The following is a 20,159-nucleotide window of genomic DNA, read 5'->3' as shown; positions in this document are numbered from 1 at the left end:
TGAAAAACCTCATTTACGTCATCTCACGCCGGCAAAGGGATCTGCCAGCGCCGCCTCTGGGCGGCTGATAGGGTACTTCGTGCCGGAAACCTGCGATGCCATGGCCTTGGCGCCGTTCGATTTCAAAATGGCCCGGAAGCTCGGATGCATGCCGCCGTCTACATACGCGCTGAGCGGGCTGGAAGTTCCCTCACTCATCGCGGCGGCAAATTTTTGTTGCTCTTCGGCCAGTTTCGAAGCCACCAGCGGATCCTGCTGGTTGATGGCCGGCGGGCAGGCCGCCAGCGGATCGGCAGGTTCGCCTCCGGCAAATTCGCTGTTGAAGACATAACGACGGCCGCAGACGGAAACCTTCGGCTGCCGGCGCGTCACCTCGAAATAATCGTAGCCTTCCTTCAGCGTTTTCCAGAACGGCATGTTGGGGTCGTCCCGATGTGCCACCATATTCCGGGCGCTCATGCGGAAGGGATAGGCCTGCACCTGAAAACGGTCCTGCCCGCCCTGAAGCGCACGCGCGACGATGGCGTAAATCTCGCCCACCTGGGCATCCGTCATGGCGTAGCAGCCGGAAGAGGAACAGGCGCCATGCACCATCAGCGCCTCACCGGTGTAACCGAGCGCCGATTCCAGCCGGTTGGGATAACCGAGATTGAAGGAGACGTAATATTGTGAGTTCGGGTTCAGCATGCCGGCCGAGACATGATAAAACCCTTCCGGCGCCTGCCGGTCGCCCGTCTTCATCTTGGGGCCGAGCTTTCCGGACCAGCGGCACATGGGATAGGCCTTGAGCAACGCGTAATTTCCGGTCTTATCGACCTTCCACACCTCAAGTTCGCTTTCCTGCTTGAAAATGCGAACGAGGACAGGGCTTTCCGGGCGCATGCCCTTGGCCGACATCTGCGCCATCATCTTGGACGACAGTTTCGGCGGATCTTTCTTGACGCTGTCGAGCCCCATGGAAGTGCACGCGGCAAGGCTGCCACCGATCGCAACGATCGCGGCCATTCTTGCCCCTGCCCTTACCTTTTGCCGCAACCCCGCAACCGCGAAATCCAGCAATGCCTGCATGCCCATGGATCGTTCTGCCCGCCTGATTTGCCCGCCTTTCCGGCAGACGCTTAACTATCGAAGGTGGCCACAACACGGCAACCTCGCTCATGGACAAAGTCTCGTGAACAGACGTTACCCATTCGTTAATCATAAGGACACAAGCCCGTGATGGGGTGGGCAGTGAAAGTGCCGGCCGCGATTATCGAAGCAGCCCCTGGCCGCCATCGATCCATACCGGCGTGCCGGTAATGTGGCGGGACGCATCCGACGCCAGAAAACCGATCAGCGCGGCGACGTCATCGCTGGTGCCGGCCACGCCGCCGGTTACCGGAATATCCCCAGCCGGAAAACGGACTGGAACCTCCGTTTTTTCCCGCCCGCGTATATCGGTATTTTCATCGATTGCCGTTTCGATTTCGCCCGGACACACCGCATTGACGCGAATACGATGACGCCCCAGCTCCAGCGCCAGTTGCTGCGCCATGGCGAATTGCCCGGCCTTCGTCACGGAATAGGCCGTAGCACCGGGCGAGGTGAAGGTGCGGGTGCCATTGATCGACGAAATGATGACGATGGACCCGCCGCCGGCCGCTTTCAGATGCGGCACGCTGGCATGGACGGTGAGATAGGTGCCGCGCAGGTTGATGCGGATCGTATCGTCCCATTCGGACGGTTTCAGCTCATCGATGGGCGCCCAGACGCCGTTGACGCCGGCATTGGCCACCACGACGTCAAGCCGGCCGAAATCCTCAACCAGCGCTGCGACCGCGTGACGCATCGCCGCTTCATCCGCCACATCGGCCATAAGCACCTTCGAAGAACCGGATGCGGCGCCTATTTCCCGGGCGACATCGTTCAATTCCGATTCGGTGCGGCCCAACAGACCGACCGCGACCCCCTGCGCCGACAGATGAAGAGCGGCGGCGCGCCCAATGCCGGAGCCAGCGCCGGTTACCAGAGCAACTTTACGAACGGTCAATGTCATTGCCCTCCTTTTCGGGAAGCAATGGACGTGACCGTCGCCGAGACGGGATCACTCGCCGGAAAGCTGTCCTCCAGCCCCTCCTCAAGCTCTTCCTCCAGAATCTCGCGGTCCCGCGCGGTGCGTGCGCTCGCCTGCCCGTGCAGCAATCCCTGAGACGCATCGTCCTGCGCGGTGCCGAGAGCGGAAAATTGCGAAGGCGCATCCGCACCATGGCGCGTTCCGAAGGCGGTCAGTTGCACCATCACCGCGCTCGCCCGCTTGATGGCCTCGGCATCGTCGATCCCTTCAAGACCGTCGGCGAGGCGAACAGAGACCTGATCGCCGTCGTTGCCGACGAACTCGACGGAGATAACCCCGTTATTGCGTTTTACATAGGTCGTCGAAAGTTGCATGACATGCCCTCCGGCTTGGAAAGCACCGGTACGAATCCGATGCTGGAAAACGGTTAGAACCTGAATTCACAACGATGGCAGAGCGGAAGGGTTCCAGATGAATCAGGCCTTTGGCCCGGAAATGCAGGAGAGTTTCTTCCTGCGCGATGCGCTGGATGTGGCCCGCGCCCTCATCGGCGCGGAGTTCCGCATCGGCAATACCGGCGGCATCATCGTGGAGACCGAAGCCTATCATCCGGACGACCCCGCATCCCACAGTTTCAACGGGCAGACCCCGCGCAACAGGGCAATGTTCGGCCCGGCCGGCCGTCTTTATGTTTACCGGTCCTATGGTATTCACTGGTGCGCCAACTTTGTCTGCGCTCCGGGTTCAGCCGTGCTTCTGCGCGCCATCGAACCCCTGACCGGCATAGACATGATGAAACTGCGACGGGGAACTGACAAGCCGAAACTTCTCTGCTCAGGTCCGGGCAGGCTCTGTCAGGCGCTGGCGATTACGGGGGACATGGACGGCGCGCCGTTGAACGCAGCGCCGTTTTTCCTGCGGTTGCCGAAAGAGGCCGCCGCCGTCACCAGCGGCAGACGAATCGGCATCAGCCGCGCGACGGAATATCCCTGGCGCTTCGGGCTCAAGGGCTCGGCTTTCGTCAGCAAGAAATTCGAGAGCGGAGAGGCGTGAAACACGAGAGCACCTTCGGCGGCCCGTCGTTTTCGTCGGGGTTGGGTGTCGGCACCTCGTCCGGCAACCGGTCGGGTTCCGGTTCTTCCACCGGCGGAATATCCGGCTGCGGCGGCACGGGCATCGGCGGTTCGGGATAGGGCTCAACGGGAACGGCTGGCATCGCGGCCTCCTGATAAACACGCTTTGCCACAATGGGCACAAGCTGCGTTTTTATCTCGTGGGACAGCGCGTTTGCGCTGTCGCCAATCAGGCGGCGCAACACCCAATTCGCCTATCGGTCAAATACCGGTCAGGTCCCTTCGGTTCGGTTGCGCCGCCCTGTGGGTCGTACAGGGAAAACGCGGGCACGGCCTGTCCGTTCCGTTTTTTAGGAAGGTTTTTGCGATGGCTCAGGCGAAACCGAGCGCGCTGCGGGAAATATCGCGATTTTCGCAATAGTCGCGGGAATGGGCTTCATGACCATGCTCGCGAGCGGTTGAACGGTTAAGTTCCGGGCTCGGAACGTTGAGCAGCGCATCGGCATAGGTGCCGGTGGCCTCGACATCATCGATCACAGTCTGCTGTTGCGGTTTTAAAAATTCAAACATCCGTCCACCTCCTTCGACACGTCCCCTCAACGCGCCGGTCCGGGTCCTGTTCCATAACGCCCGTGACTGTTCCGATTATACATGAGACGGCGCGGACGTATAGATGACGAAAGGCGAACGTTATCAACTGACGTTCACAAAATGGAGTGGAATCAGTGAGCTATGCCGAGAAGTTCAGGCTGGGCCGACCGATTCCCGCAAGATCAGCTCGACCGGCCACAATTCCTGAACCTCGCGGACGGGACGACCGCCGATGATCTGCAAAAGCAGGTCCGTCACCCGCATGCCCGCCATCCGCATGGGCGAGCGGGTGGTGGAAAGCGGCGGCATCATGCTTTCCGGCGTGAGATAAGGAAACACGTCGTCATGGGCGATGACGGAGACATCCTTGCCGATCGTCAGCCCCATCTGCGTCGCGGCGCGATAGACACCCTGCGCCGTCATCATCGCACCCGCCACAAAGGCGGTTGGGCGCGGCGTCTGTTCCAGCAGCGAGCGGGCGAAGCGAAAGGCCGTCTCTTCGCTGAAGTGCTCATTCATCATGAAGCGCGGATCCGGCGTAATGCCGTGCGTGGCCAGCGCCTCGCGAAAACCCTGCTCGCGGTCCTGCACGAAGGTGCGGCCAACCGGACCATTGATAAGGGCGATGCGCCTGTGTCCGCGCTCCAGAAAATGGATCGTCGGACGATAGGTCACATCGTGGTTGTCGATATCGAGCCAGGCATGTTCGAAAGGCGTCTTTGAGCGGCCATGCACGATGAAGGGCACACCCAACCGGTTGAGCAGCGCGATACGCTCATCCTCGGGGCGGGGCGAATGCACGATAATGCCATCCACCCGGCCGCTCGCCGCCAGCCGGCTGAAAATCGCCAGTTCCTCATCGAGATTATTGTCGACGGTGACGCTGACGAGAATGTCGGTCTCTTCCCGTTCCAGCCGGGTCGCCATGCCACCCATGAATTCGGAAAAGAAGTGCCCGCCGCCCGAACGGCCCATGACGACGCCGATGGCGCCTGCCCTGCCCGTCGCCAGCCTGACGGCATTGGCATTCGGCCGGTAGCCGTATTTCAGCGCAGCCTCCATCACCCGCTGGCGCGTTTCCTCGCGCACCTCGGGGTAGCCGCCCAGCGCCCGGCTGACGGTGGTGGGCGAGAGCCCGACTTTCTCTGCGAATTCCTTAAGCTTCATAATTTTTTGCCAATTTGCCCCTGCATGCGTCGTCGCAGCGGATTTTTCAAGCCGACAAAAATTGAAAACGATTTCAATTTTCTCCCACCTGAAACCTTACAGTTGATCATTCCCAAAAGCAAACGCCGAAAAATTGCAGGCGAAAACAGCCGATTTCCCGGGGATTAGAAAGAGTATTGACAGATAGCTCGGCTTTTGAGAGCCTCGCATCAGTCAAAAGCGCTTTCAATTTTGAGGACAATCGGAAGCGTCAACGGAGGAGTTTGACAATGAATATTTCCATGAAGACTTTGTTCCTGTGCGGGGCTGCGTTTTCCGCCGCTATTTCGGCTGAGGCGGCCGAGCTTTCGATCGCCGCCAATTCGACCGGCAAGAACGTCGCGTTCTTCCGCGAACGCATCGCCGCCTTCGAGAAAGAGACCGGTCACAAGGTCAATCTCGTCACCATGCCGTCATCGTCTAGCGAGCAGTTCAGCCAGTACCGGCTGTGGCTTGCCGCCGGCAACAAGGATGTCGACGTCTACCAGACGGACGTGATCTGGGCGCCGCAGCTGGCCGACCAATTCGTGGATCTGACCGCAGCGACAAAGGATGTCATCGGCGATCATTTCCCCTCCATCGTCGCGTCGCAGACGGTTGACGGCAAGCTCGTCGCCATGCCGATGTTCACCGACGCGCCGGCTCTCTTCTATCGCAAGGACCTTCTGGAAAAATACGGCAAGCAGCCGCCGAAGACCTGGAAAGAACTGAGCGAGACCGCAAAGGAAATCCAGGACAAGGAGCGCGAGGCTGGCCAGAAGGATCTCTGGGGCTTCGTTTTCCAGGGCAGCGCCTATGAAGGCCTGACCTGCAACGCGCTGGAATGGATCGCTTCCGCCGGCGGCGGCCATATTGTCGAGACCAACGGCGATATCTCCGTCAACAATGAGAAGGCCGCAGCGGCCATCGAAACCGCCAAGGGCTGGGTCGGCACCATCGCGCCGCAGGGCGTGCTTGCATACAAGGAAGAGGAAGCGCGCGGCGTCTGGCAGACCGGTAATTCCGTCTTCATGCGCAACTGGCCTTATGCATATGCACTGGGTAATGGCGACGACAGCGCCATCAAGGGCAAGTTCGGCGTCACCCCGCTGCCGGCTGGCGCGGAAGGCGAAGCCCCTGCCTCGACACTCGGCGGCTGGAACCTCGCCGTTTCGAAATATTCCGACGATCAGGAAGCCGCCATTCAGCTTGTGAAATTCCTGGCGTCGAAAGACACCCAGAAGATGCGCGCGATCCAGCTCTCCAACATGCCGACGATCGCTTCCCTTTACGACGACAAGGATGTCGCCGCCGCGCAGCCCTTCATGCCGACATGGAAGCCGATCTTTGAGACCGCCGTTCCGCGTCCTTCCGCCTCGGCGAAGGTGAAATATAACGAGGTTTCGGCGAAATTCTGGGGCGCCGTGCACAACACGCTCTCCGGCAACGGCACAGCAGCGGAAAATCTCGAACTTCTCGAGGTTGAACTGACCGATCTCAAAGGCAACGGCTGGTAATCCGGCCCGCGCGGGAGATGGTCTAGCCTGATCGTTTCCCGCGCCCCAACCGCGAGATATCCCCATGAACGACATCGCCCTTCAAAGACCGGTCGCGGCAGCCGGCACCGGCTCCGATCTGCAGTCGGAACGTCTGAAATCCGCCTGGCTGTTTCTTGCTCCCACATTTCTGGTGCTGGCGCTGGTGGCCGGCTGGCCGCTGGTGCGCACCGTCTGGTTCAGCCTCACCGACGCTTCGCTCACCAATCTCGAGGGTGCGCAGTTCGTCGGCCTCAAGAACTACCTTACCTGGATAACGCTCAGCAGCGGCCGCACCATCTATCGCGGCCTGCTTGCCGATCCCGCATGGTGGGGCGCGGTTCTCAATACGCTGAAATTCACCGTCGTCTCCGTCAGCCTCGAAACGGTACTCGGCCTCATCGTCGCGCTGGTGCTGAATGCCGAATTCAAGGGACGCGGCCTCGTGCGCGCCGCCATTCTCGTGCCCTGGGCCATTCCGACCATCGTCTCGGCGCAGATGTGGGCGTGGATGCTGAACGACCAGTTCGGCATATTGAACGATCTGTTCCTCAATCTCGGGCTGATCTCCAGCAAGATCGCCTGGACCGCCAATCCTGAAACCGCGATGGTGGCCGTGCTGATCGTCGACATCTGGAAGACGACGCCCTTCATGGCGCTGCTCATTCTTGCCGGCCTGCAGATGGTGCCGAAGGACATGTATGAGGCGGCCAAGGTGGATGGCATTCATCCAGTCAAGGTGTTCTTCCGCGTCACCCTGCCGATGATCCGACCCGCACTCATGGTCGCCGTCATCTTCCGCATGCTGGATGCGATGCGCGTCTTCGACCTCATCTACATCCTGACGCCGAATAATGCCCAGACCCGCACCATGTCGGTGCTGGCACGCGAGAACCTGTTCGATTTCGACAAGTTCTCCTATGGCGCCGCCGCCTCCACCATGCTGTTCCTCATCATCGCCTCGATCACGGTCATCTACATGTGGCTCGGGCGCGTCAACACCGATGGAGCCGCGCGATGACCCTGCCAAGCATCCTGAAAACCACCGCCTTCTATGCGCTTGTCGCCATCATCATGGTGATTTCGGTATTCCCGTTTTATTACGCGATCCTGACGAGCCTGAAATCCGGCTCGGCGCTGTTCCAGGTCAATTATTGGCCGCGTGACTTCTCGCTGACCAACTACAGCTTCGTCATCGGCAACGGCACTTTCCTGCGCAATCTCGGCAACTCGCTGTTTGTCGCATCTTCCGTCGTCATACTCTCGCTGTTCCTTGCGGTAACGGCGTCCTATGCTCTCGCCCGCGTCCGCTTCCGTGGCCGCGCGCTGCTGCTGCTCACCATCCTGTCGGTTTCGATGTTTCCGCAGATCGCCGTGCTCGCCGGCCTGTTCGAACTGATCCGCTGGGCGGGCATCTTCAACACGCCCTTAGCGTTGATCTTTTCCTACATGATCTTCACCCTGCCCTTCACGGTCTGGGTGCTGACAACCTTCATGCGCGACCTGCCGATCGAGATCGAGGAAGCGGCCATCGTCGATGGCGCAACGCCATGGGTCATCATCACCCAGGTGTTCATGCCGCTGATGTGGCCGGCGCTCGTCACCACAGGGCTTCTCGCCTTCATCGCGGCGTGGAACGAATTCCTCTTCGCGCTCACCTTCACCTCATCGAACGAGCAGCGCACGGTGCCTGTCGCCATCGCGCTTCTGTCAGGCGGCTCGCAGTTCGAAATACCCTGGGGAACGATCATGGCGGCCTCCGTCATCGTCACCGCCCCGCTCGTCGTCCTCGTTCTGATCTTCCAGCGACGCATCATCTCCGGCCTCACCGCCGGCGGCGTCAAAGGCTAGGAGAAACATCATGACCACCATTCAACTGCGCGATCTTCGCAAATCCTTCGGTGCCTTCGATGTCATCAAGGGCATCGACATGGACATCCGCTCCGGCGAGTTCATGGTCTTCGTCGGCCCTTCCGGCTGCGGCAAGTCCACGCTGCTACGCCTCATCTGCGGGCTGGAGGAAATTTCCGGCGGCACGCTCTCCTTCGATGGCGAGACGGTGAACCGCCTGCCGCCCGCCAAGCGCGGCGTCGCCATGGTCTTCCAGTCCTATGCGCTTTATCCGCACATGACCGTGTTCGAAAACATGGCCTTCGGCATGAAGCTATCAGGCGCGGACAAGGAACAGCGCAGGAAGCGCGTCGAAGCGGCAGCCGAGATGCTGCAGCTCACGCCCTATCTGGAGCGCCTGCCAAAGCAGCTTTCCGGCGGCCAACGCCAGCGTGTCGCCATCGGCCGCGCCATCGTGCGCGATCCGAAGGTATTCCTGTTCGACGAGCCGCTTTCCAACCTCGATGCGGCATTGCGCGTTGCCACGCGTCTGGAAATCGCCAAGCTGCACCGCTCGATGCATGACACGACGATGATCTACGTCACCCACGACCAGGTGGAGGCCATGACGCTTGCCGACCGCATCTGCGTGCTGCGTGACGGCCGGGTCGAGCAGATCGGCACACCGCTGGAGCTCTACGAAAGTCCGGTCAACACCTTCGTCGCCGGCTTCATCGGCTCGCCGAAGATGAACTTCCTGTCAGGCAAATATGCCGAGACGGAAGGCGCAAAAACCATCGGCATCCGCCCGGAGCACATCACCATCACCACCGACGGCAGCGGCTGGAGCGGTGAGATCGTGCATTCCGAAATGCTCGGGTCGGACAGCTTCATCTATGTCGAGATCGGCGCGGGTGAACCCGTCGTCGTTCGCGAGGAAGGCGTGACCGACCGCAAGGCGGGCGAGCGTATCGCCCTCGTGGCGGATGCGACGCAGATCCATCGTTTTGATGCCGAAGGCCGGGCGCTTGCCCGTAACCCCGCCCGGGGCGCCGCCTGAATTTTTCACTTTCGCCGGGATCACCCAAGGTCCCGGCTTTCACCGAGGAGCATGACAATGACCATCAACACCGTTGTATGGGGCGAAAATATCCACGAACACATCAATGAGACGGTGCGTTCGATCTATCCAAACGGCATGCACAACACCATCGCCGATGCGCTGAACCAGAACCCCGAGATCAATGCCACCACCGCCACGCTGCAGGAGCCGGAACATGGCCTGTCGCAGGAGCGCCTCGACAAGACCGATGTGCTGGTCTGGTGGGGCCACAAGGACCATGGTGCGGTGCAGGACGAGATCGTCGAGCGTGTTGCCAAACGCGTCTGGGAAGGCATGGGCCTCATCGTCCTGCATTCCGGCCACTTCTCCAAGCCGTTCAAGCGGCTGATGGGCACGCCCTGCGCACTGAAATGGCGTGAGGCGGGCGAACGCGAGCGTCTGTGGACCATCAATCCGCGCCACCCGATTGCAGCCGGCCTGCCTGAGCATTTCGAGCTGGAAAACGAGGAAATGTACGGCGAGCAGTTCTCCGTGCCGGAGCCGCTGGAAACCGTGTTCATCTCCTGGTTCCAGGGCGGCGAAGTTTTCCGTTCCGGCCTCACCTGGCGTCGGGGCGCCGGCAATATCTTCTATTTCCGCCCCGGCCACGAGACCTATCCGACCTATCACGACGCCAATGTCCAGAAGGTCATCAGCAACTCAGTGAAATGGGCCTATAATCCGGTTGGCGCACTGAAGAGCATTCACGATGCCCCCAATGTTCCCGTCGACAAGGCGCTGGAGCCGATCGAAGAACGCGGCCCCAAGCTGCACAAGGCAGGCGAAGCAGGTTACAGGTAAAAAGCCATGAGACTCCTCATTCTCGGAACCGGCGGCATGGCCAACAACCATGCCACCTATTTCTCGCAAATCCCCGGCGTCGAACTGGTCGCGGCGGTGGATGTGGACGATGTGGTGGTGCGCGGCTTTGCGCTGCGCCACAACATCCCACTCTCCTTCACCTCGCTGGATGACGCCATTGCCTGGGGTGAATTCGATGCGGCGGCGAATGTCACGCCGGATGCCATCCACCACCCCACCAGCCTGAAACTGCTGGCGGCCGGCAAGCATGTCTTCTGCGAAAAGCCGCTGGCGGAAAACTACGCCAAGGCCGCCGAAATGGCCGATGCCGCCGAAAAAGCCGGCCTCGTCGCCATGGTCAACCTAACCTATCGCAACGTCGCCCCCTTGCAGGCGGCGCGCGAGATGGTGCTGGCAGGCAAGATCGGCAAGGTGCGGCATCTGGAAGCCTCCTATCTCCAGAGCTGGCTCGTTTCCAAGGCCTGGGGCGACTGGATGACGGAGAGCAAGTGGCTGTGGCGGCTTTCCACCAAGCATGGCTCGAACGGCGTGCTGGGCGATGTCGGCATCCACATTCTCGACTTCGCCTCTTATGGCGCGGGCAGCGATGTGGAACGCATCTTCACGCGGCTGAAGACCTTCGACAAATATGAAGGCAATAAAATTGGCGTCTACGACCTCGACGCCAATGACAGCTTCACCATGACCGCCGAACTGGAAAACGGCGCAATGGGCGTCATCCACGCCAGCCGCTGGGCGACAGGGCATCTCAACGAACTCCGTCTGCGCATCCACGGCGACAAGGGTGCGCTGGAAGTCATCCACACGCCTGACTATTCCAGCCTGCGTGCCTGCATCGGCGAGGATGTGGAGAAGGCGATCTGGAAGACGATCGATGTCGACCCCGTGCCGACGAATTACGAAAAATTCGCCAAGGCGGTCATGGAAGGCGGCCCCGCCGATCCGGATTTCCGCCATGCCGCCAATCTGCAGAAGGTGCTCGATCTATCGATCATTGCGGATCGGGAACGGCGTGAGGTGGCTGTTTCAGCTTGATTTTCGAAAGTGCGGCGGCGCAAGCCGCCGCATGGATTGCTGCAAAGAACGCTCCTCGTTCTCCGTCACCCCGGACTTGATCCGGGGTCCAGCGCGATCAAGTCTTTGATCGCAAAGACTTTTTCCCGGCGCAGACGCGCCGTGACTGGATGCCGGATCAAGTCCGGCATGACGGAGGGACCTTATAACTCCCTCAAACCCCGCGCTTGTTCCCCCACAACAGCACATGCAGCTGCGGCAGCACCCGCGCCGAAAACCAGCGGTCTTCGCTGACCTTATCCACCAGCCACAACATCCGGTCCATCACCCCGTCGATATCCACACGCGCATCGTCATCATCGGGCGGCGGCGGGGTATGGTTGCCGGGCTGCAGATAGACGGGCAGATGCGGGAAGCGCGCGGATGCCGCCTTGGCATAGGCATAATCCGCATCGTCGAACACCACGATCTTCAGCGCCACCTGCGGTCCCTCGCCGGCGGCGGCAAGACAGTCCTCGAAAGCCCGCCAGTCCGTTTCCATGCCGCTTGATGGCGGCTTGGGGCTTAAAACCAGATGGTCGAGATCGGCAAACCAGTCTTTCGCGATGCTGCCCTGCGTTTCCAGCGCGAAGCGATACCCCTCGTCCTGTCCCCTAGCGATCAGAGCCGCGAGAGGCTGGATGGCCGGATTGCCGCCTGAAAGTGACACCGTCAGCGGCACACCACCGGAAAGCCGCCGTACCTCCTGCCAGATCGCCTCGACCGACAGCGGTTTCCACGTGTCGCGGTAGTCGCTATCGACCGCATGCAACGTATCGCACCAGGAACAGCGGTAATCACAGCCGCCGGTACGCACGAAAACCGTTGGCAGACCAATCAACAAACCCTCACCCTGAATGGTCGGGCCGAAGATTTCGCTGATGCGGATTGTGGTTTCCTTTGCTGCAATCTTGTGTGCAGCCACCGTCATGGCCGGTATTCCGCCCAGGTCTTGGCGGTTTCGCTCACCCGCACGGCGCTGGTTTCCGGCAGGCGATCCTTGCACCAGTCGTAGAAATGTTTTGCAAGATATTCCGCCGTCACCCGGTCATGGCCGAGGACATCGTTCAGGTGGCGGTGATCGAAATGATCGTCGATATAGTGCTTCAGCGGCGCAAGCTCGTGATAGTCGCGCACGAAACCGTGCTCGTTCAGGGCTTCGCCCGATAATTCGACCTCAACGATGTAATTATGGCCGTGCAGACGGTTGCACTGGTGGTCGGCGGGCAGGCTTTTCAGCTGGTGCGAGGCGGAGAAGTGAAACTCCTTGGTGATGCGGAACATCAGCGCACCTCCTGCGCCGCATAGGCATGGGTGGCCGCCACCCAGAAATCCGGGTCCTCATAGTCGGTCGGATCGGTGACACCGGCCAGATGAAAGGCCTCGCGCCGTTCCACGCAGGTGCCGCAGCGGCCGCAGTGGCGCAAGCCGCCCTTGTAACAGGACCATGTTTCGCCAAACGGCGTGCCGTATTTCGCGCCATCGGTCACAATCGCCGCCTTGGAAACGGTGACATAGGGGGCGAAGAGCTTGACGTCGGCATAACCTTCAAGCGCATGCGCCTGCATGGCGTTGAAACTGTCGATAAAGCCCGGCCGGCAATCGGGATAAATGAAGTGATCGCCGCCATGGACGGCAATCGCCACCGCATCCGCCTGCTGCGCGGCGGCCAGCCCGAAAGCGATGGTGAGCATGATGGCGTTGCGGTTCGGCACCACGGTGGAGCGCATGGTCTCTTCCGCATAGTGCCCGTCCGGCACCTCCACGTCGTCAGTCAGCGCCGAACCGGTGAGATGGGCGCCGATGGTTCTGATATCAATGACATGATGCTGCACGCCGAGACGCCTTGCGCAATCGGCCGCGTATTCCAGCTCCTTCCTGTGGCGCTGGCCATAATCGAAGGAGACGAGAGCGAGAAGTTCGTGTTCCGCCGCGATTTTACGCGCAAGCGAAACGGAGTCCAATCCGCCGGAGCAGATGACGATGGTTTTCATAATTTGGGATCCCTTGTTTTGACCGGGTGGGCTGCGACCGGATTACGGGGAGCGGCTTTAAACCAAACCGACAGGCTTGTGAAGAGCCTTGCGAAAATCGCGCAAAGCCACGCCATCACGAAAATGCCCCGCCACAGCAACAAGACGAAACAAACGGGACATAAGCGGGAAACCGGCACGATCTAGAACGATGCGAAATCTGCTGTTCTTGAAGGGTCTTGCCAATGGTGGCGGCTGATACATTTCTGTTTTCGCTGAGCAATCTCAGCTCTCTCGGCACCGGCATCCTGATGGCGCTGGCGGGTATGCTTTATCTCACGCTCACCATTCGCGGACTGATCACCGCAATGCGTCATGGATAAGGCTCTCGACACAAAACGCCACCGGTTCAGGCGCAATCTCACCACAGCGCTCGTTGTCGCCTCGGCGGCGCTCGTCGCGGCTGTTGGCGTAGCCCCTTTCGTGTTCCTGATCTGGATGGTCAGGACCGTTGCGCGCTGGCTGGGTCTTTTTATCGGCCTATGAAAATCTGATGAACACGCGACGCTCGCCACAACATGGCGGAGCGGAAAAGGCCCGGCGAACTGGCAGTGCGCCGGGCCTTTTTTTAACGCGACAGGTTCAGCGCAATAACGCCTGCGCCTCCTCGATGCCGAGTGCCGCCGGCTGGGTGCAGGTCGTCCTCATCTCGATGAAGCGCCCCTCCTCGCCTGACTTCAGGATCGAGGTCATCACATCGATGCCGTGCAATGAGCGGTCGAGCGAGCAGCGGGCATCGCGGCCTTCCAGAAGCGCAATCGCCATATCGGCAAGGCCTGCCGTGCGGTAATTGGCGCGCGGCCCGTTCGGGCTTTCCTGATTGGCGATGCCGAAAGGATGCGCCCAGTCTTCCAGCGGCTGGATATTCTTGTCGCGACCGCTCATCTCCACCACGCCGCCGAAGAAGTTCGGATCCGGCACGTAGATCGAGCCTTCCGTGCCGTAAAGCTCCATATTGGCGTGGCGATGCGACCAGACATCCCAGCTGGCCGAAAGCGTGATCGTCGCGCCGTTCACGAATTCCAGCAGGGCATGGATATTGGTCGGCGTTTCGACCGGGATGATTTCGCCGTTCAACGGCTGGCTGGTCACCGTACGGGTGGGGTTCGCCATCGAGGTCAGCGCACCGACGCGCTTCACCGGGCCGATGAGGTTGATGAGATTTGCGACGTAATAGGGACCGAGATCGAGGATCGGCCCGCCGCCCTTCAGGAAGAAGAAGCCCGGATTGGGGTGCCACATCTCCATGCCGGGGCTCATCACATGGCAGGTGCCTGACGTGATGCGCCCGACCTTGCCGTCATCGATATATTGCCGGGCAAGCTGATGCGCGCCGCCGAGGAAAGTATCCGGCGCGCAGCCGACGGACAGCTTCTTTTCGCGGGCGATGCGCCGCAGCTCCTCGCCTTCCTCCAGCGAAAGTACCAGCGGCTTTTCCGAATAGACGTGCTTGCCCGCCTCGAGGGCGGCTTTCGACACCGGAAAATGTGCGGCGGGAATGGTGAGGTTCACCACCACGTCGATATCCTTGTTGGCAAGCAGTTCCTCGATGGACTGCGCGACAACACCGAATTCTTCCGCCCTCAACTCCGCAGCATTGCGGTTGAGGTCGGCGCAGGCAAGCACCTTGATGCCCTTGAAGAGCGGTGCCAGCGAGAAATAAGCAGACGAGATATTGCCGCATCCGATGATGCCGACGCCAAGATCCCTGGCCATGATGGAAACTCCGAAATTGAAACTTAGTAGGTTTTGAAAGATGCGATCGAACGGGTGATCAGCCGGTCAATATCCTTCGGATTGTCGTGCTCGACCACGAAATGTTTGGTGGCCGATTTCGCCTTCAGCGCCGCGATAAGGCCCTTCCAGTCCACTGTACCATGGCCGACATCGGCCCAGCCATCCTCATCCGCATTCTCGCCTGCCGGTGCGATATCCTTCACATGTACCGCAGTAATGCGCTTGCCGTAGCTCTCGATCCAGGCGAGCGGATCGGCATTGCCGCGAATGATCCAGGCGATATCCGCCTCCCATTTCAGGTCCGGGCCACCGGCAAAGATTTGCTCCTGTGGGGTGGAACCGTCGCCAAGCGTCTTGAACTCGAAATCATGGTTATGCCAACCGAAAACCAGCCCGGCATCCACGAAGGGCTTGCCGGCTTCCTGCAGACGCTTGCCGAAAGCGAACCAGCCTGCGGCATCTGTCGGGCGCTGGTCAGGCATCAGATAAGGGCAATAGATCGCCTCCACGCCCAGAACCTTGGCAATATTGAGCGCCTTTTTCGGATCGCCTTCCAGAAGGTCGAGGCCGAAATGGCCGGTCGGCATGGCAAGGCCATTGGCGTCGAGTTCGGCGCGCAGGCCCTTCAAACCGGCGTCATCCAGCGAAGCGTACATCGCGCCATAACCTTCGACATGTTTATAACCCGCCGCCGAAAGCTTCTTCAGAATGTTGGAAAAAGGCTGGAAGTTACGGGCGCTGTAAAGCTGGAAACCGAGTTCTGTCATTGTCTCCTCCATAGAGATCTGGGTCTTGGGATTGTGTGTGGGGGGTAAATCGAAGCTGTTCTAGAGCCGGTCCTCGCTTTGCACGTCGAACAGCGAGGCCATCGTCATGTCGAGGCCGAGGCGCACCTTGGTGCCCGGCGAAAACCGTCTGTGGCCGCCCACGCGCACGGACATGGTATGCCCGGCATGTTTCAGCCAGATCAGATTGTCCGCACCCATCGGCTCCTCGATATCGACAATCGCCTCGTGCACTTCACCGCCGACGATATCGGCATCGACGCGCACATGTTCGGGGCGAACGCCCAGAACCACGGCACGGCCGGCGGCAAACGGCGTCTCCGAATGATAACCGTCCAGCGCGAAAGTCACGCCGTTGGTGGTGAAGACCACCTTTCCGTCCTTTTCGATCAGCTCGCCGCGCAGGAAATTCATGGAAGGCGAGCCGATGAAACCGGCGACGAAGAGGTTTCGCGGCTTGTTGTAAATGGTGACGGGATCGGCGAGCTGCTGGATGACGCCGCTCTTCATGATGGCGATGCGGTCCGCCAGCGTCAGCGCCTCGATCTGGTCATGCGTCACATAGATCATGGTATTCTTCAGCGACTGGTGCAGCCGCTTGATTTCGACACGCAGTTCCGAGCGCAGCTTGGCGTCGAGGTTGGAGAGCGGCTCGTCGAACAGGAACACATCCACATCCCGCACAAGTGCCCGGCCGATCGCCACGCGCTGGCGCTGGCCGCCGGAAAGCTCGGCAGGCTTGCGTTTCAACAGCGGCTCGATCTGGAGGATGCCGGCCGCCCTTTTGACGCGGCGGTCGATTTCCTCTTTCGGCACCTTGGCGACCTGAAGGCCGAAGGACAGGTTTTTCTCCACCGTCATCTGCGGATAAAGCGCATAGGACTGGAACACCATGCCAATGCCGCGATCCTTCGGCTCTTCCCAGGTGACGTTGCGGTCCTTGATGAAGATTTGCCCATCGGTCGGCTCCAGAAGGCCGGCGATACAATTGAGAAGGGTCGACTTGCCGCAGCCGGAAGAGCCGAGCAGCACGAGGAATTCGCCGTCGTAAATATCGAGATTGAGGTCTTTCAGCACGGTGACGGCGCCGAAGGACAGGGAAAGATCGCGGATGGAAACGCTTTTGTTCATATAGCTCAACCTTTTACTGCGCCTGCGGCAATGCCGCGGACGAAAAGCCTGCCGGAGACGAAATAGACGATCAGCGGCACGGCACCCGTGAGAAGGGTGGCGGCCATATTGACGTTATATTCCTTCACGCCCTGCACGGAGTTGACGATATTATTGAGCTGCACCGTCATCGGGTAATATTCCGGCCGCGTGAACACCACGCCGAACAGGAAATCGTTCCAGATGCCGGTCACCTGCAGGATCATCGCCACGACGAAGATCGGCAGCGACATGGGCAGCATGATACGGAAATAGATCTGCCAGAAATTGGCGCCATCGATGCGCGCCGCCTTGAACAGTTCTTCCGGCAGCGAGGCGAAGTAATTGCGGAACAGCAGTGTCAGGATCGGCATGCCGAAGATGGTATGCACAATGACGAGACCGGTTAACGTACCGTATATGCCAAGTTCGCGCAGCACGATGACAATCGGATAGATCATCACCTGATAGGGAATGAAGGCGCCGATGATGAGGATCGAGAAGAACAGTTCCGATCCCTTGAACTTCCAGTTCGCCATGGCATAGCCGCTGACAGAGGCGACGATGATCGAGATCACCACCGAAGGCACGAGGATGCGCACCGAATTCCAGAAGCCGCGTGAAAGCCCGTCGCAGTTCAAGCCCGTGCAGGCATTGGCCCAGGCCTTTACCCAGGGTTCGAAAGTGATTTCCACCGGCGGCGCAAAGATGTTGCCGAGCCGGATTTCCGGCATGCCTTTCAGAGAGGTGACGACCATCACGTAAAGCGGTAGCAGGTAATAGGCGGCAGCCACGATGAGCGTGCCGTAAAGAATGATGTTGCGGCGGGAAAAGGTTTTCCTCGGCTTCCTGCCGCGCGGGCCGGAAAGGTCCGGGGCAACCGCATCGCTGGCGGCGACAACCGTGTTCAATGTGCTGATATTAGCCACGCTTCTTGCCTCCGAATTCGAGGTAGGCCCATGGAATGATGATGATCGCGACCGTCAGGAGCATCATTGTCGAGGCGGCAAAGCCCTGCCCCAGATTCTGCGCCTGGAACATGTAGTCATAGACATATTTCGCCGGCACTTCGGACGCGATGCCTGGCCCGCCGCTCGTCTGAGCCACCACCAGATCGTAAACCTTGACGATGCCGCTGGCGATGATGACCAGCGTGGTGATGAAGACCGGCCGCATCATGGGAATAATGATGAGAATATAGGTCTTCCACATCGGAATGCCGTCGACGCGTGCCGCCTTCCAGATGTCCTCGTCAATGCCGCGAAGGCCCGCCAGCATCAGGCACATGACGAGCCCCGTGCCCTGCCAGAGCGCCGCGATCAGAATGCCGTAGATGACAATCTGGGAATTATAGAGCGGATCGAAGGTGAAACTTTCCCAGCCCATCGAGCGGACGACGGACTGGATGCCGAATTCCGGGTTCAGCAGCCATTGCCAGACGAGACCGGTGACGATGAAGGACAGGGCGAAAGGATAGAGGAAAATGGTGCGGAAGGTGTTTTCGAAACGAATTTTCTGATCCATCAGCGCCGCCAGCACGAAGCCGATGACGAGGCTGAAGATCAGCGACAGCACACCGTAGATCGCCAGATTCTGGATGGACACGATCCAGCGTGGTGCTGCCCACAAACGCTCATATTGATCGAAACCGATAAAGCTCGCGCGCGGCAGAAGCTTGGAATTGGTGAAGGAATAAACCACTGTCCAGATCGTGCCGCCGAGGAAGATCACCATGGCGGTCAGTATCATGGGAATGGAGGCAATCTTGGAATTGAGATTGCGGAAAAGCTGGTTGGGGCGCCCCGAGCGCGCTTGACCTGCCATGTTACCTCCTCCTGTAACGTTACAGTCAACGGTCAGGCAAAAGCCTCACCGCATGAAACCCCTGCCCGTGCTGGTGATTGTTGCACAGGCAGGACGCTGGAAAGGAAAGCGGCGAACCGCTTTCCCACCCGGAGAGATCACAATCAGTCCGCCGAACCGATAATGTCCGCGAAGCGCTTCTGCCCGTCTTCCGCCGACATCGAGCCCGCGAAGAATTCCGCCATCAGGTCTTCCTTCTGTTTCTGCGTATCGGCGGAAATCAGCTGGTCGGTGCTGGTCAGGGCATTGCCCTTGGCCAGAATTGCCAGACCCTTTTTCATGCAGTCATTGGCTGCATTCAGATCGACGTCGCCGCGGATCGGCAGCGAGCCTTTCTTCAGGTTAAAAGCCACCTGCGTTTTTGGATCGACGATGGTTGCGGCGAGAACGTCCTGCGCCTTGGTTTTCGCCTCGTCCTTCAAAACAGGGAAATAAAAGGCGTCGCCACCCGTGGTGAGATATTCACTGAGGCCAAGACCGGGAAGGCAGGAATAATCCGTGCCGGCTTTCTGGTTGGCCAGCTGGAATTCACCCTGCGCCCAGTCACCCATGATCTGGCCGCCGGCCTTGCCGGTGATGACCATGTTGGTGGCCTGGTTCCAGTCCTGAACATTGGTGCCCTTGGCCATGTCGCGCGCCTCGACGGCAGCCGCGAAAATCTTCGCCATATCGGGTCCGGCTGCCGCCTCGGCATCCTTGTCGCCATAGACCTTCTGATAAAGGTCCTTGCCACCGATCGAAAGCGTCAGCGTGTCGAACAGGCCGTTGGCCTGCCATGCCTGCCCACCGAGCGCGAGCGGCTGGATGCCGGCCTTTTTCAGCGCCGGCGCGGCGGCGACAAATTCCGTCCAGTTCTTCGGAACTTCGACGCCCGCCTTCTTGAAGGCTTCGTTGGAGAGCCACAGCCATTGCCAGGAATGGATGTTGACCGGCGCGCAGTAAATCTTGCCGTCGATGGTGCAGCTGTCGAGCAGGCTTGCCGGCTTGATGACGTCCTTCCAGTTGCCCTTTGCGGCAACATCGGACAGGTCGCGCATCAGGCCTGCCTGCACCAACTCTTCCGCCTGACGGCCGTGGTTGAACTGGGTCGCGCCCATCGGGTCGCCGCCAGTGATGCGGCTGATCATGATCGGACGGGCCGTGCCACCCGAACCGGCAATCGCGCCATCCACCCATTTGTTGCCGGTGGCGTCGAAAGCCTTGGCCAGTTCGGCCACCGCTGCGGCTTCGCCGCCCGATGTCCACCAATGGGTCACCTCAAGATCGGTGGCCCCGGCGATACCCGCCGGAATCATCACGCTGGCCAAAAAGGCCGCAGAAATAACACGCATTCGCATGAGTCTCCTCC

The 20,159-nt window shown here is 60.0% G+C and carries 24 protein-coding genes; 9 read left to right on the top strand and 15 right to left on the bottom strand.

What is annotated here, in order from left to right:
- Positions 1 to 18: 18 nt before the first annotated feature.
- From O3W47_RS08830 to O3W47_RS08820, 3 genes are all read right to left on the bottom strand, one after another.
- Complete coding sequence (locus O3W47_RS08830; protein WP_162936828.1) at positions 19 to 1,074, bottom strand: L,D-transpeptidase family protein; 1,056 nt, start codon at positions 1,072 to 1,074, stop codon at positions 19 to 21.
- Between the two features lie 175 nt (positions 1,075 to 1,249).
- Complete coding sequence (locus tag O3W47_RS08825; protein WP_269313485.1) at positions 1,250 to 2,035, bottom strand: SDR family oxidoreductase; 786 nt, start codon at positions 2,033 to 2,035, stop codon at positions 1,250 to 1,252.
- A complete protein-coding gene (locus O3W47_RS08820; RefSeq protein ID WP_162936829.1) occupies positions 2,032 to 2,427 on the bottom strand; it encodes a hypothetical protein in 396 nt (131 codons plus the stop codon). The genes O3W47_RS08825 and O3W47_RS08820 overlap by 4 nt, the downstream gene beginning before the upstream one ends.
- 97 nt (positions 2,428 to 2,524) lie before the next feature.
- Here O3W47_RS08820 and O3W47_RS08815 point away from each other — a divergent pair, with 97 nt between their 5' ends.
- Positions 2,525 to 3,106 carry a DNA-3-methyladenine glycosylase gene (locus O3W47_RS08815; protein ID WP_269313484.1) on the top strand — a complete coding sequence of 194 codons (582 nt, stop codon included), beginning with the start codon at positions 2,525 to 2,527 and terminating at the stop codon, positions 3,104 to 3,106.
- Here O3W47_RS08815 and O3W47_RS08810 read toward each other — a convergent pair.
- The 3 genes from O3W47_RS08810 to O3W47_RS08800 all read right to left on the bottom strand — a co-directional run bounded on the left by O3W47_RS08810 (position 3,075) and on the right by O3W47_RS08800 (position 4,884).
- Positions 3,075 to 3,269 carry a hypothetical protein gene (locus O3W47_RS08810; RefSeq protein WP_080820950.1) on the bottom strand — a complete coding sequence of 65 codons (195 nt, stop codon included), beginning with the start codon at positions 3,267 to 3,269 and terminating at the stop codon, positions 3,075 to 3,077. The genes O3W47_RS08815 and O3W47_RS08810 overlap by 32 nt on opposite strands.
- A gap of 229 nt (positions 3,270 to 3,498) precedes the next feature.
- A complete protein-coding gene (locus tag O3W47_RS08805; RefSeq protein ID WP_003523793.1) occupies positions 3,499 to 3,696 on the bottom strand; it encodes a hypothetical protein in 198 nt (65 codons plus the stop codon).
- Between the two features lie 174 nt (positions 3,697 to 3,870).
- Positions 3,871 to 4,884, bottom strand: coding sequence for a substrate-binding domain-containing protein (locus tag O3W47_RS08800; protein ID WP_065656296.1), 1,014 nt, complete (start codon positions 4,882 to 4,884; stop codon positions 3,871 to 3,873).
- Positions 4,885 to 5,153: 269 nt separating this feature from the next.
- On the opposite strand from O3W47_RS08800, the gene O3W47_RS08795 reads away from it, so the two are divergent.
- From O3W47_RS08795 to O3W47_RS08770, 6 genes are all read left to right on the top strand, one after another.
- The gene (locus tag O3W47_RS08795) at positions 5,154 to 6,419 is read left to right on the top strand and encodes an ABC transporter substrate-binding protein (protein ID WP_080819150.1); all 1,266 of its coding nucleotides are present in this window, start codon (positions 5,154 to 5,156) and stop codon (positions 6,417 to 6,419) included.
- Between the two features lie 64 nt (positions 6,420 to 6,483).
- Entirely contained in the window at positions 6,484 to 7,458 is a 975-nt protein-coding gene (locus O3W47_RS08790) for a carbohydrate ABC transporter permease (RefSeq protein ID WP_137453925.1), read from the top strand.
- A complete protein-coding gene (locus O3W47_RS08785) occupies positions 7,455 to 8,288 on the top strand; it encodes a carbohydrate ABC transporter permease (protein WP_003523786.1) in 834 nt (277 codons plus the stop codon). Before O3W47_RS08790 ends, O3W47_RS08785 begins: the two co-directional genes overlap by 4 nt.
- Positions 8,289 to 8,298: 10 nt before the next feature.
- The gene (locus O3W47_RS08780) at positions 8,299 to 9,327 is read left to right on the top strand and encodes an ABC transporter ATP-binding protein (protein ID WP_269313483.1); all 1,029 of its coding nucleotides are present in this window, start codon (positions 8,299 to 8,301) and stop codon (positions 9,325 to 9,327) included.
- Positions 9,328 to 9,384: 57 nt separating this feature from the next.
- Positions 9,385 to 10,170 (top strand): ThuA domain-containing protein, encoded by a 786-nt coding sequence (locus O3W47_RS08775; RefSeq protein ID WP_046801358.1) that lies wholly within the window; start codon positions 9,385 to 9,387, stop codon positions 10,168 to 10,170.
- A 6-nt stretch (positions 10,171 to 10,176) separates the two neighbouring features.
- Positions 10,177 to 11,226, top strand: a complete 1,050-nt coding sequence (locus O3W47_RS08770) for a Gfo/Idh/MocA family protein (protein ID WP_080819153.1) — start codon at positions 10,177 to 10,179, stop codon at positions 11,224 to 11,226.
- A 193-nt stretch (positions 11,227 to 11,419) separates the two neighbouring features.
- Here O3W47_RS08770 and queE read toward each other — a convergent pair whose 3' ends face one another.
- The 3 genes from queE to queC are packed head-to-tail and all read right to left on the bottom strand — an operon-like array spanning position 11,420 to position 13,238.
- Positions 11,420 to 12,175, bottom strand: a complete 756-nt coding sequence (gene queE, locus O3W47_RS08765; RefSeq protein WP_269313482.1) for a 7-carboxy-7-deazaguanine synthase QueE — start codon at positions 12,173 to 12,175, stop codon at positions 11,420 to 11,422.
- Positions 12,172 to 12,528, bottom strand: coding sequence for a 6-carboxytetrahydropterin synthase QueD (gene queD / locus O3W47_RS08760; protein ID WP_269313481.1), 357 nt, complete (start codon positions 12,526 to 12,528; stop codon positions 12,172 to 12,174). Before queD ends, queE begins: the two co-directional genes overlap by 4 nt.
- Positions 12,528 to 13,238 (bottom strand): 7-cyano-7-deazaguanine synthase QueC, encoded by a 711-nt coding sequence (queC, locus tag O3W47_RS08755; RefSeq protein ID WP_269313480.1) that lies wholly within the window; start codon positions 13,236 to 13,238, stop codon positions 12,528 to 12,530. Before queC ends, queD begins: the two co-directional genes overlap by 1 nt.
- Before the next feature lie 224 nt (positions 13,239 to 13,462).
- On the opposite strand from queC, the gene O3W47_RS08750 reads away from it, so the two are divergent.
- Positions 13,463 to 13,600, top strand: a complete 138-nt coding sequence (locus tag O3W47_RS08750) for a hypothetical protein (protein WP_174057795.1) — start codon at positions 13,463 to 13,465, stop codon at positions 13,598 to 13,600.
- Positions 13,593 to 13,763 (top strand): hypothetical protein, encoded by a 171-nt coding sequence (locus O3W47_RS08745; RefSeq protein ID WP_162936831.1) that lies wholly within the window; start codon positions 13,593 to 13,595, stop codon positions 13,761 to 13,763. The genes O3W47_RS08750 and O3W47_RS08745 overlap by 8 nt, the downstream gene beginning before the upstream one ends.
- A 96-nt stretch (positions 13,764 to 13,859) precedes the next feature.
- On the opposite strand, the gene O3W47_RS08740 is transcribed toward O3W47_RS08745, so the two are convergent.
- The 6 genes from O3W47_RS08740 to O3W47_RS08715 form a co-directional block, all read right to left on the bottom strand.
- Positions 13,860 to 14,993 carry a Gfo/Idh/MocA family protein gene (locus tag O3W47_RS08740; RefSeq protein WP_127755798.1) on the bottom strand — a complete coding sequence of 378 codons (1,134 nt, stop codon included), beginning with the start codon at positions 14,991 to 14,993 and terminating at the stop codon, positions 13,860 to 13,862.
- Between the two features lie 23 nt (positions 14,994 to 15,016).
- Positions 15,017 to 15,781, bottom strand: a complete 765-nt coding sequence (locus O3W47_RS08735; protein WP_080819158.1) for a sugar phosphate isomerase/epimerase family protein — start codon at positions 15,779 to 15,781, stop codon at positions 15,017 to 15,019.
- 60 nt (positions 15,782 to 15,841) lie between these two features.
- Positions 15,842 to 16,930: an ABC transporter ATP-binding protein gene (locus O3W47_RS08730; RefSeq protein ID WP_269313479.1), complete on the bottom strand. Its 1,089-nt coding sequence runs from the start codon at positions 16,928 to 16,930 to the stop codon at positions 15,842 to 15,844.
- A gap of 5 nt (positions 16,931 to 16,935) precedes the next feature.
- Entirely contained in the window at positions 16,936 to 17,877 is a 942-nt protein-coding gene (locus O3W47_RS08725) for a carbohydrate ABC transporter permease (protein WP_137453917.1), read from the bottom strand.
- Positions 17,870 to 18,772, bottom strand: a complete 903-nt coding sequence (locus O3W47_RS08720; protein ID WP_003525111.1) for a carbohydrate ABC transporter permease — start codon at positions 18,770 to 18,772, stop codon at positions 17,870 to 17,872. Before O3W47_RS08720 ends, O3W47_RS08725 begins: the two co-directional genes overlap by 8 nt.
- A gap of 143 nt (positions 18,773 to 18,915) precedes the next feature.
- Positions 18,916 to 20,148, bottom strand: a complete 1,233-nt coding sequence (locus O3W47_RS08715) for an ABC transporter substrate-binding protein (RefSeq protein WP_080819160.1) — start codon at positions 20,146 to 20,148, stop codon at positions 18,916 to 18,918.
- Positions 20,149 to 20,159: the final 11 nt, after the last annotated feature.

The sequence above is a fragment of the Agrobacterium sp. LMR679 genome, assembly GCF_027157905.1.
Classification (GTDB): domain Bacteria; phylum Pseudomonadota; class Alphaproteobacteria; order Rhizobiales; family Rhizobiaceae; genus Agrobacterium; species Agrobacterium leguminum.
The sequence above is the reverse complement of the archived record's forward strand: the minus strand, read 5'-3'. Positions and strand labels throughout refer to the sequence as shown.

Coding starts and splice junctions, on each gene's coding strand:
- O3W47_RS08740 (WP_127755798.1), bottom strand. CDS start 14,993: ATGGCCAGGGATCTTGGCGTCGGCATCATCGGATGCGGCAATATCTCG.
- O3W47_RS08790 (WP_137453925.1), top strand. CDS start 6,484: ATGAACGACATCGCCCTTCAAAGACCGGTCGCGGCAGCCGGCACCGGC.
- queD (WP_269313481.1), bottom strand. CDS start 12,528: ATGTTCCGCATCACCAAGGAGTTTCACTTCTCCGCCTCGCACCAGCTG.
- O3W47_RS08820 (WP_162936829.1), bottom strand. CDS start 2,427: ATGCAACTTTCGACGACCTATGTAAAACGCAATAACGGGGTTATCTCC.
- O3W47_RS08745 (WP_162936831.1), top strand. CDS start 13,593: ATGGATAAGGCTCTCGACACAAAACGCCACCGGTTCAGGCGCAATCTC.
- O3W47_RS08795 (WP_080819150.1), top strand. CDS start 5,154: ATGAATATTTCCATGAAGACTTTGTTCCTGTGCGGGGCTGCGTTTTCC.
- O3W47_RS08785 (WP_003523786.1), top strand. CDS start 7,455: ATGACCCTGCCAAGCATCCTGAAAACCACCGCCTTCTATGCGCTTGTC.
- O3W47_RS08815 (WP_269313484.1), top strand. CDS start 2,525: ATGAATCAGGCCTTTGGCCCGGAAATGCAGGAGAGTTTCTTCCTGCGC.
- O3W47_RS08810 (WP_080820950.1), bottom strand. CDS start 3,269: ATGCCAGCCGTTCCCGTTGAGCCCTATCCCGAACCGCCGATGCCCGTG.
- O3W47_RS08715 (WP_080819160.1), bottom strand. CDS start 20,148: ATGCGAATGCGTGTTATTTCTGCGGCCTTTTTGGCCAGCGTGATGATT.
- O3W47_RS08750 (WP_174057795.1), top strand. CDS start 13,463: ATGGTGGCGGCTGATACATTTCTGTTTTCGCTGAGCAATCTCAGCTCT.
- queC (WP_269313480.1), bottom strand. CDS start 13,238: ATGAAAACCATCGTCATCTGCTCCGGCGGATTGGACTCCGTTTCGCTT.
- O3W47_RS08780 (WP_269313483.1), top strand. CDS start 8,299: ATGACCACCATTCAACTGCGCGATCTTCGCAAATCCTTCGGTGCCTTC.
- O3W47_RS08800 (WP_065656296.1), bottom strand. CDS start 4,884: ATGAAGCTTAAGGAATTCGCAGAGAAAGTCGGGCTCTCGCCCACCACC.
- O3W47_RS08830 (WP_162936828.1), bottom strand. CDS start 1,074: ATGGGCATGCAGGCATTGCTGGATTTCGCGGTTGCGGGGTTGCGGCAA.
- O3W47_RS08775 (WP_046801358.1), top strand. CDS start 9,385: ATGACCATCAACACCGTTGTATGGGGCGAAAATATCCACGAACACATC.
- O3W47_RS08735 (WP_080819158.1), bottom strand. CDS start 15,781: ATGACAGAACTCGGTTTCCAGCTTTACAGCGCCCGTAACTTCCAGCCT.
- O3W47_RS08805 (WP_003523793.1), bottom strand. CDS start 3,696: ATGTTTGAATTTTTAAAACCGCAACAGCAGACTGTGATCGATGATGTC.
- O3W47_RS08730 (WP_269313479.1), bottom strand. CDS start 16,930: ATGAACAAAAGCGTTTCCATCCGCGATCTTTCCCTGTCCTTCGGCGCC.
- O3W47_RS08825 (WP_269313485.1), bottom strand. CDS start 2,035: ATGACATTGACCGTTCGTAAAGTTGCTCTGGTAACCGGCGCTGGCTCC.
- O3W47_RS08720 (WP_003525111.1), bottom strand. CDS start 18,772: ATGGCAGGTCAAGCGCGCTCGGGGCGCCCCAACCAGCTTTTCCGCAAT.
- queE (WP_269313482.1), bottom strand. CDS start 12,175: ATGACGGTGGCTGCACACAAGATTGCAGCAAAGGAAACCACAATCCGC.
- O3W47_RS08770 (WP_080819153.1), top strand. CDS start 10,177: ATGAGACTCCTCATTCTCGGAACCGGCGGCATGGCCAACAACCATGCC.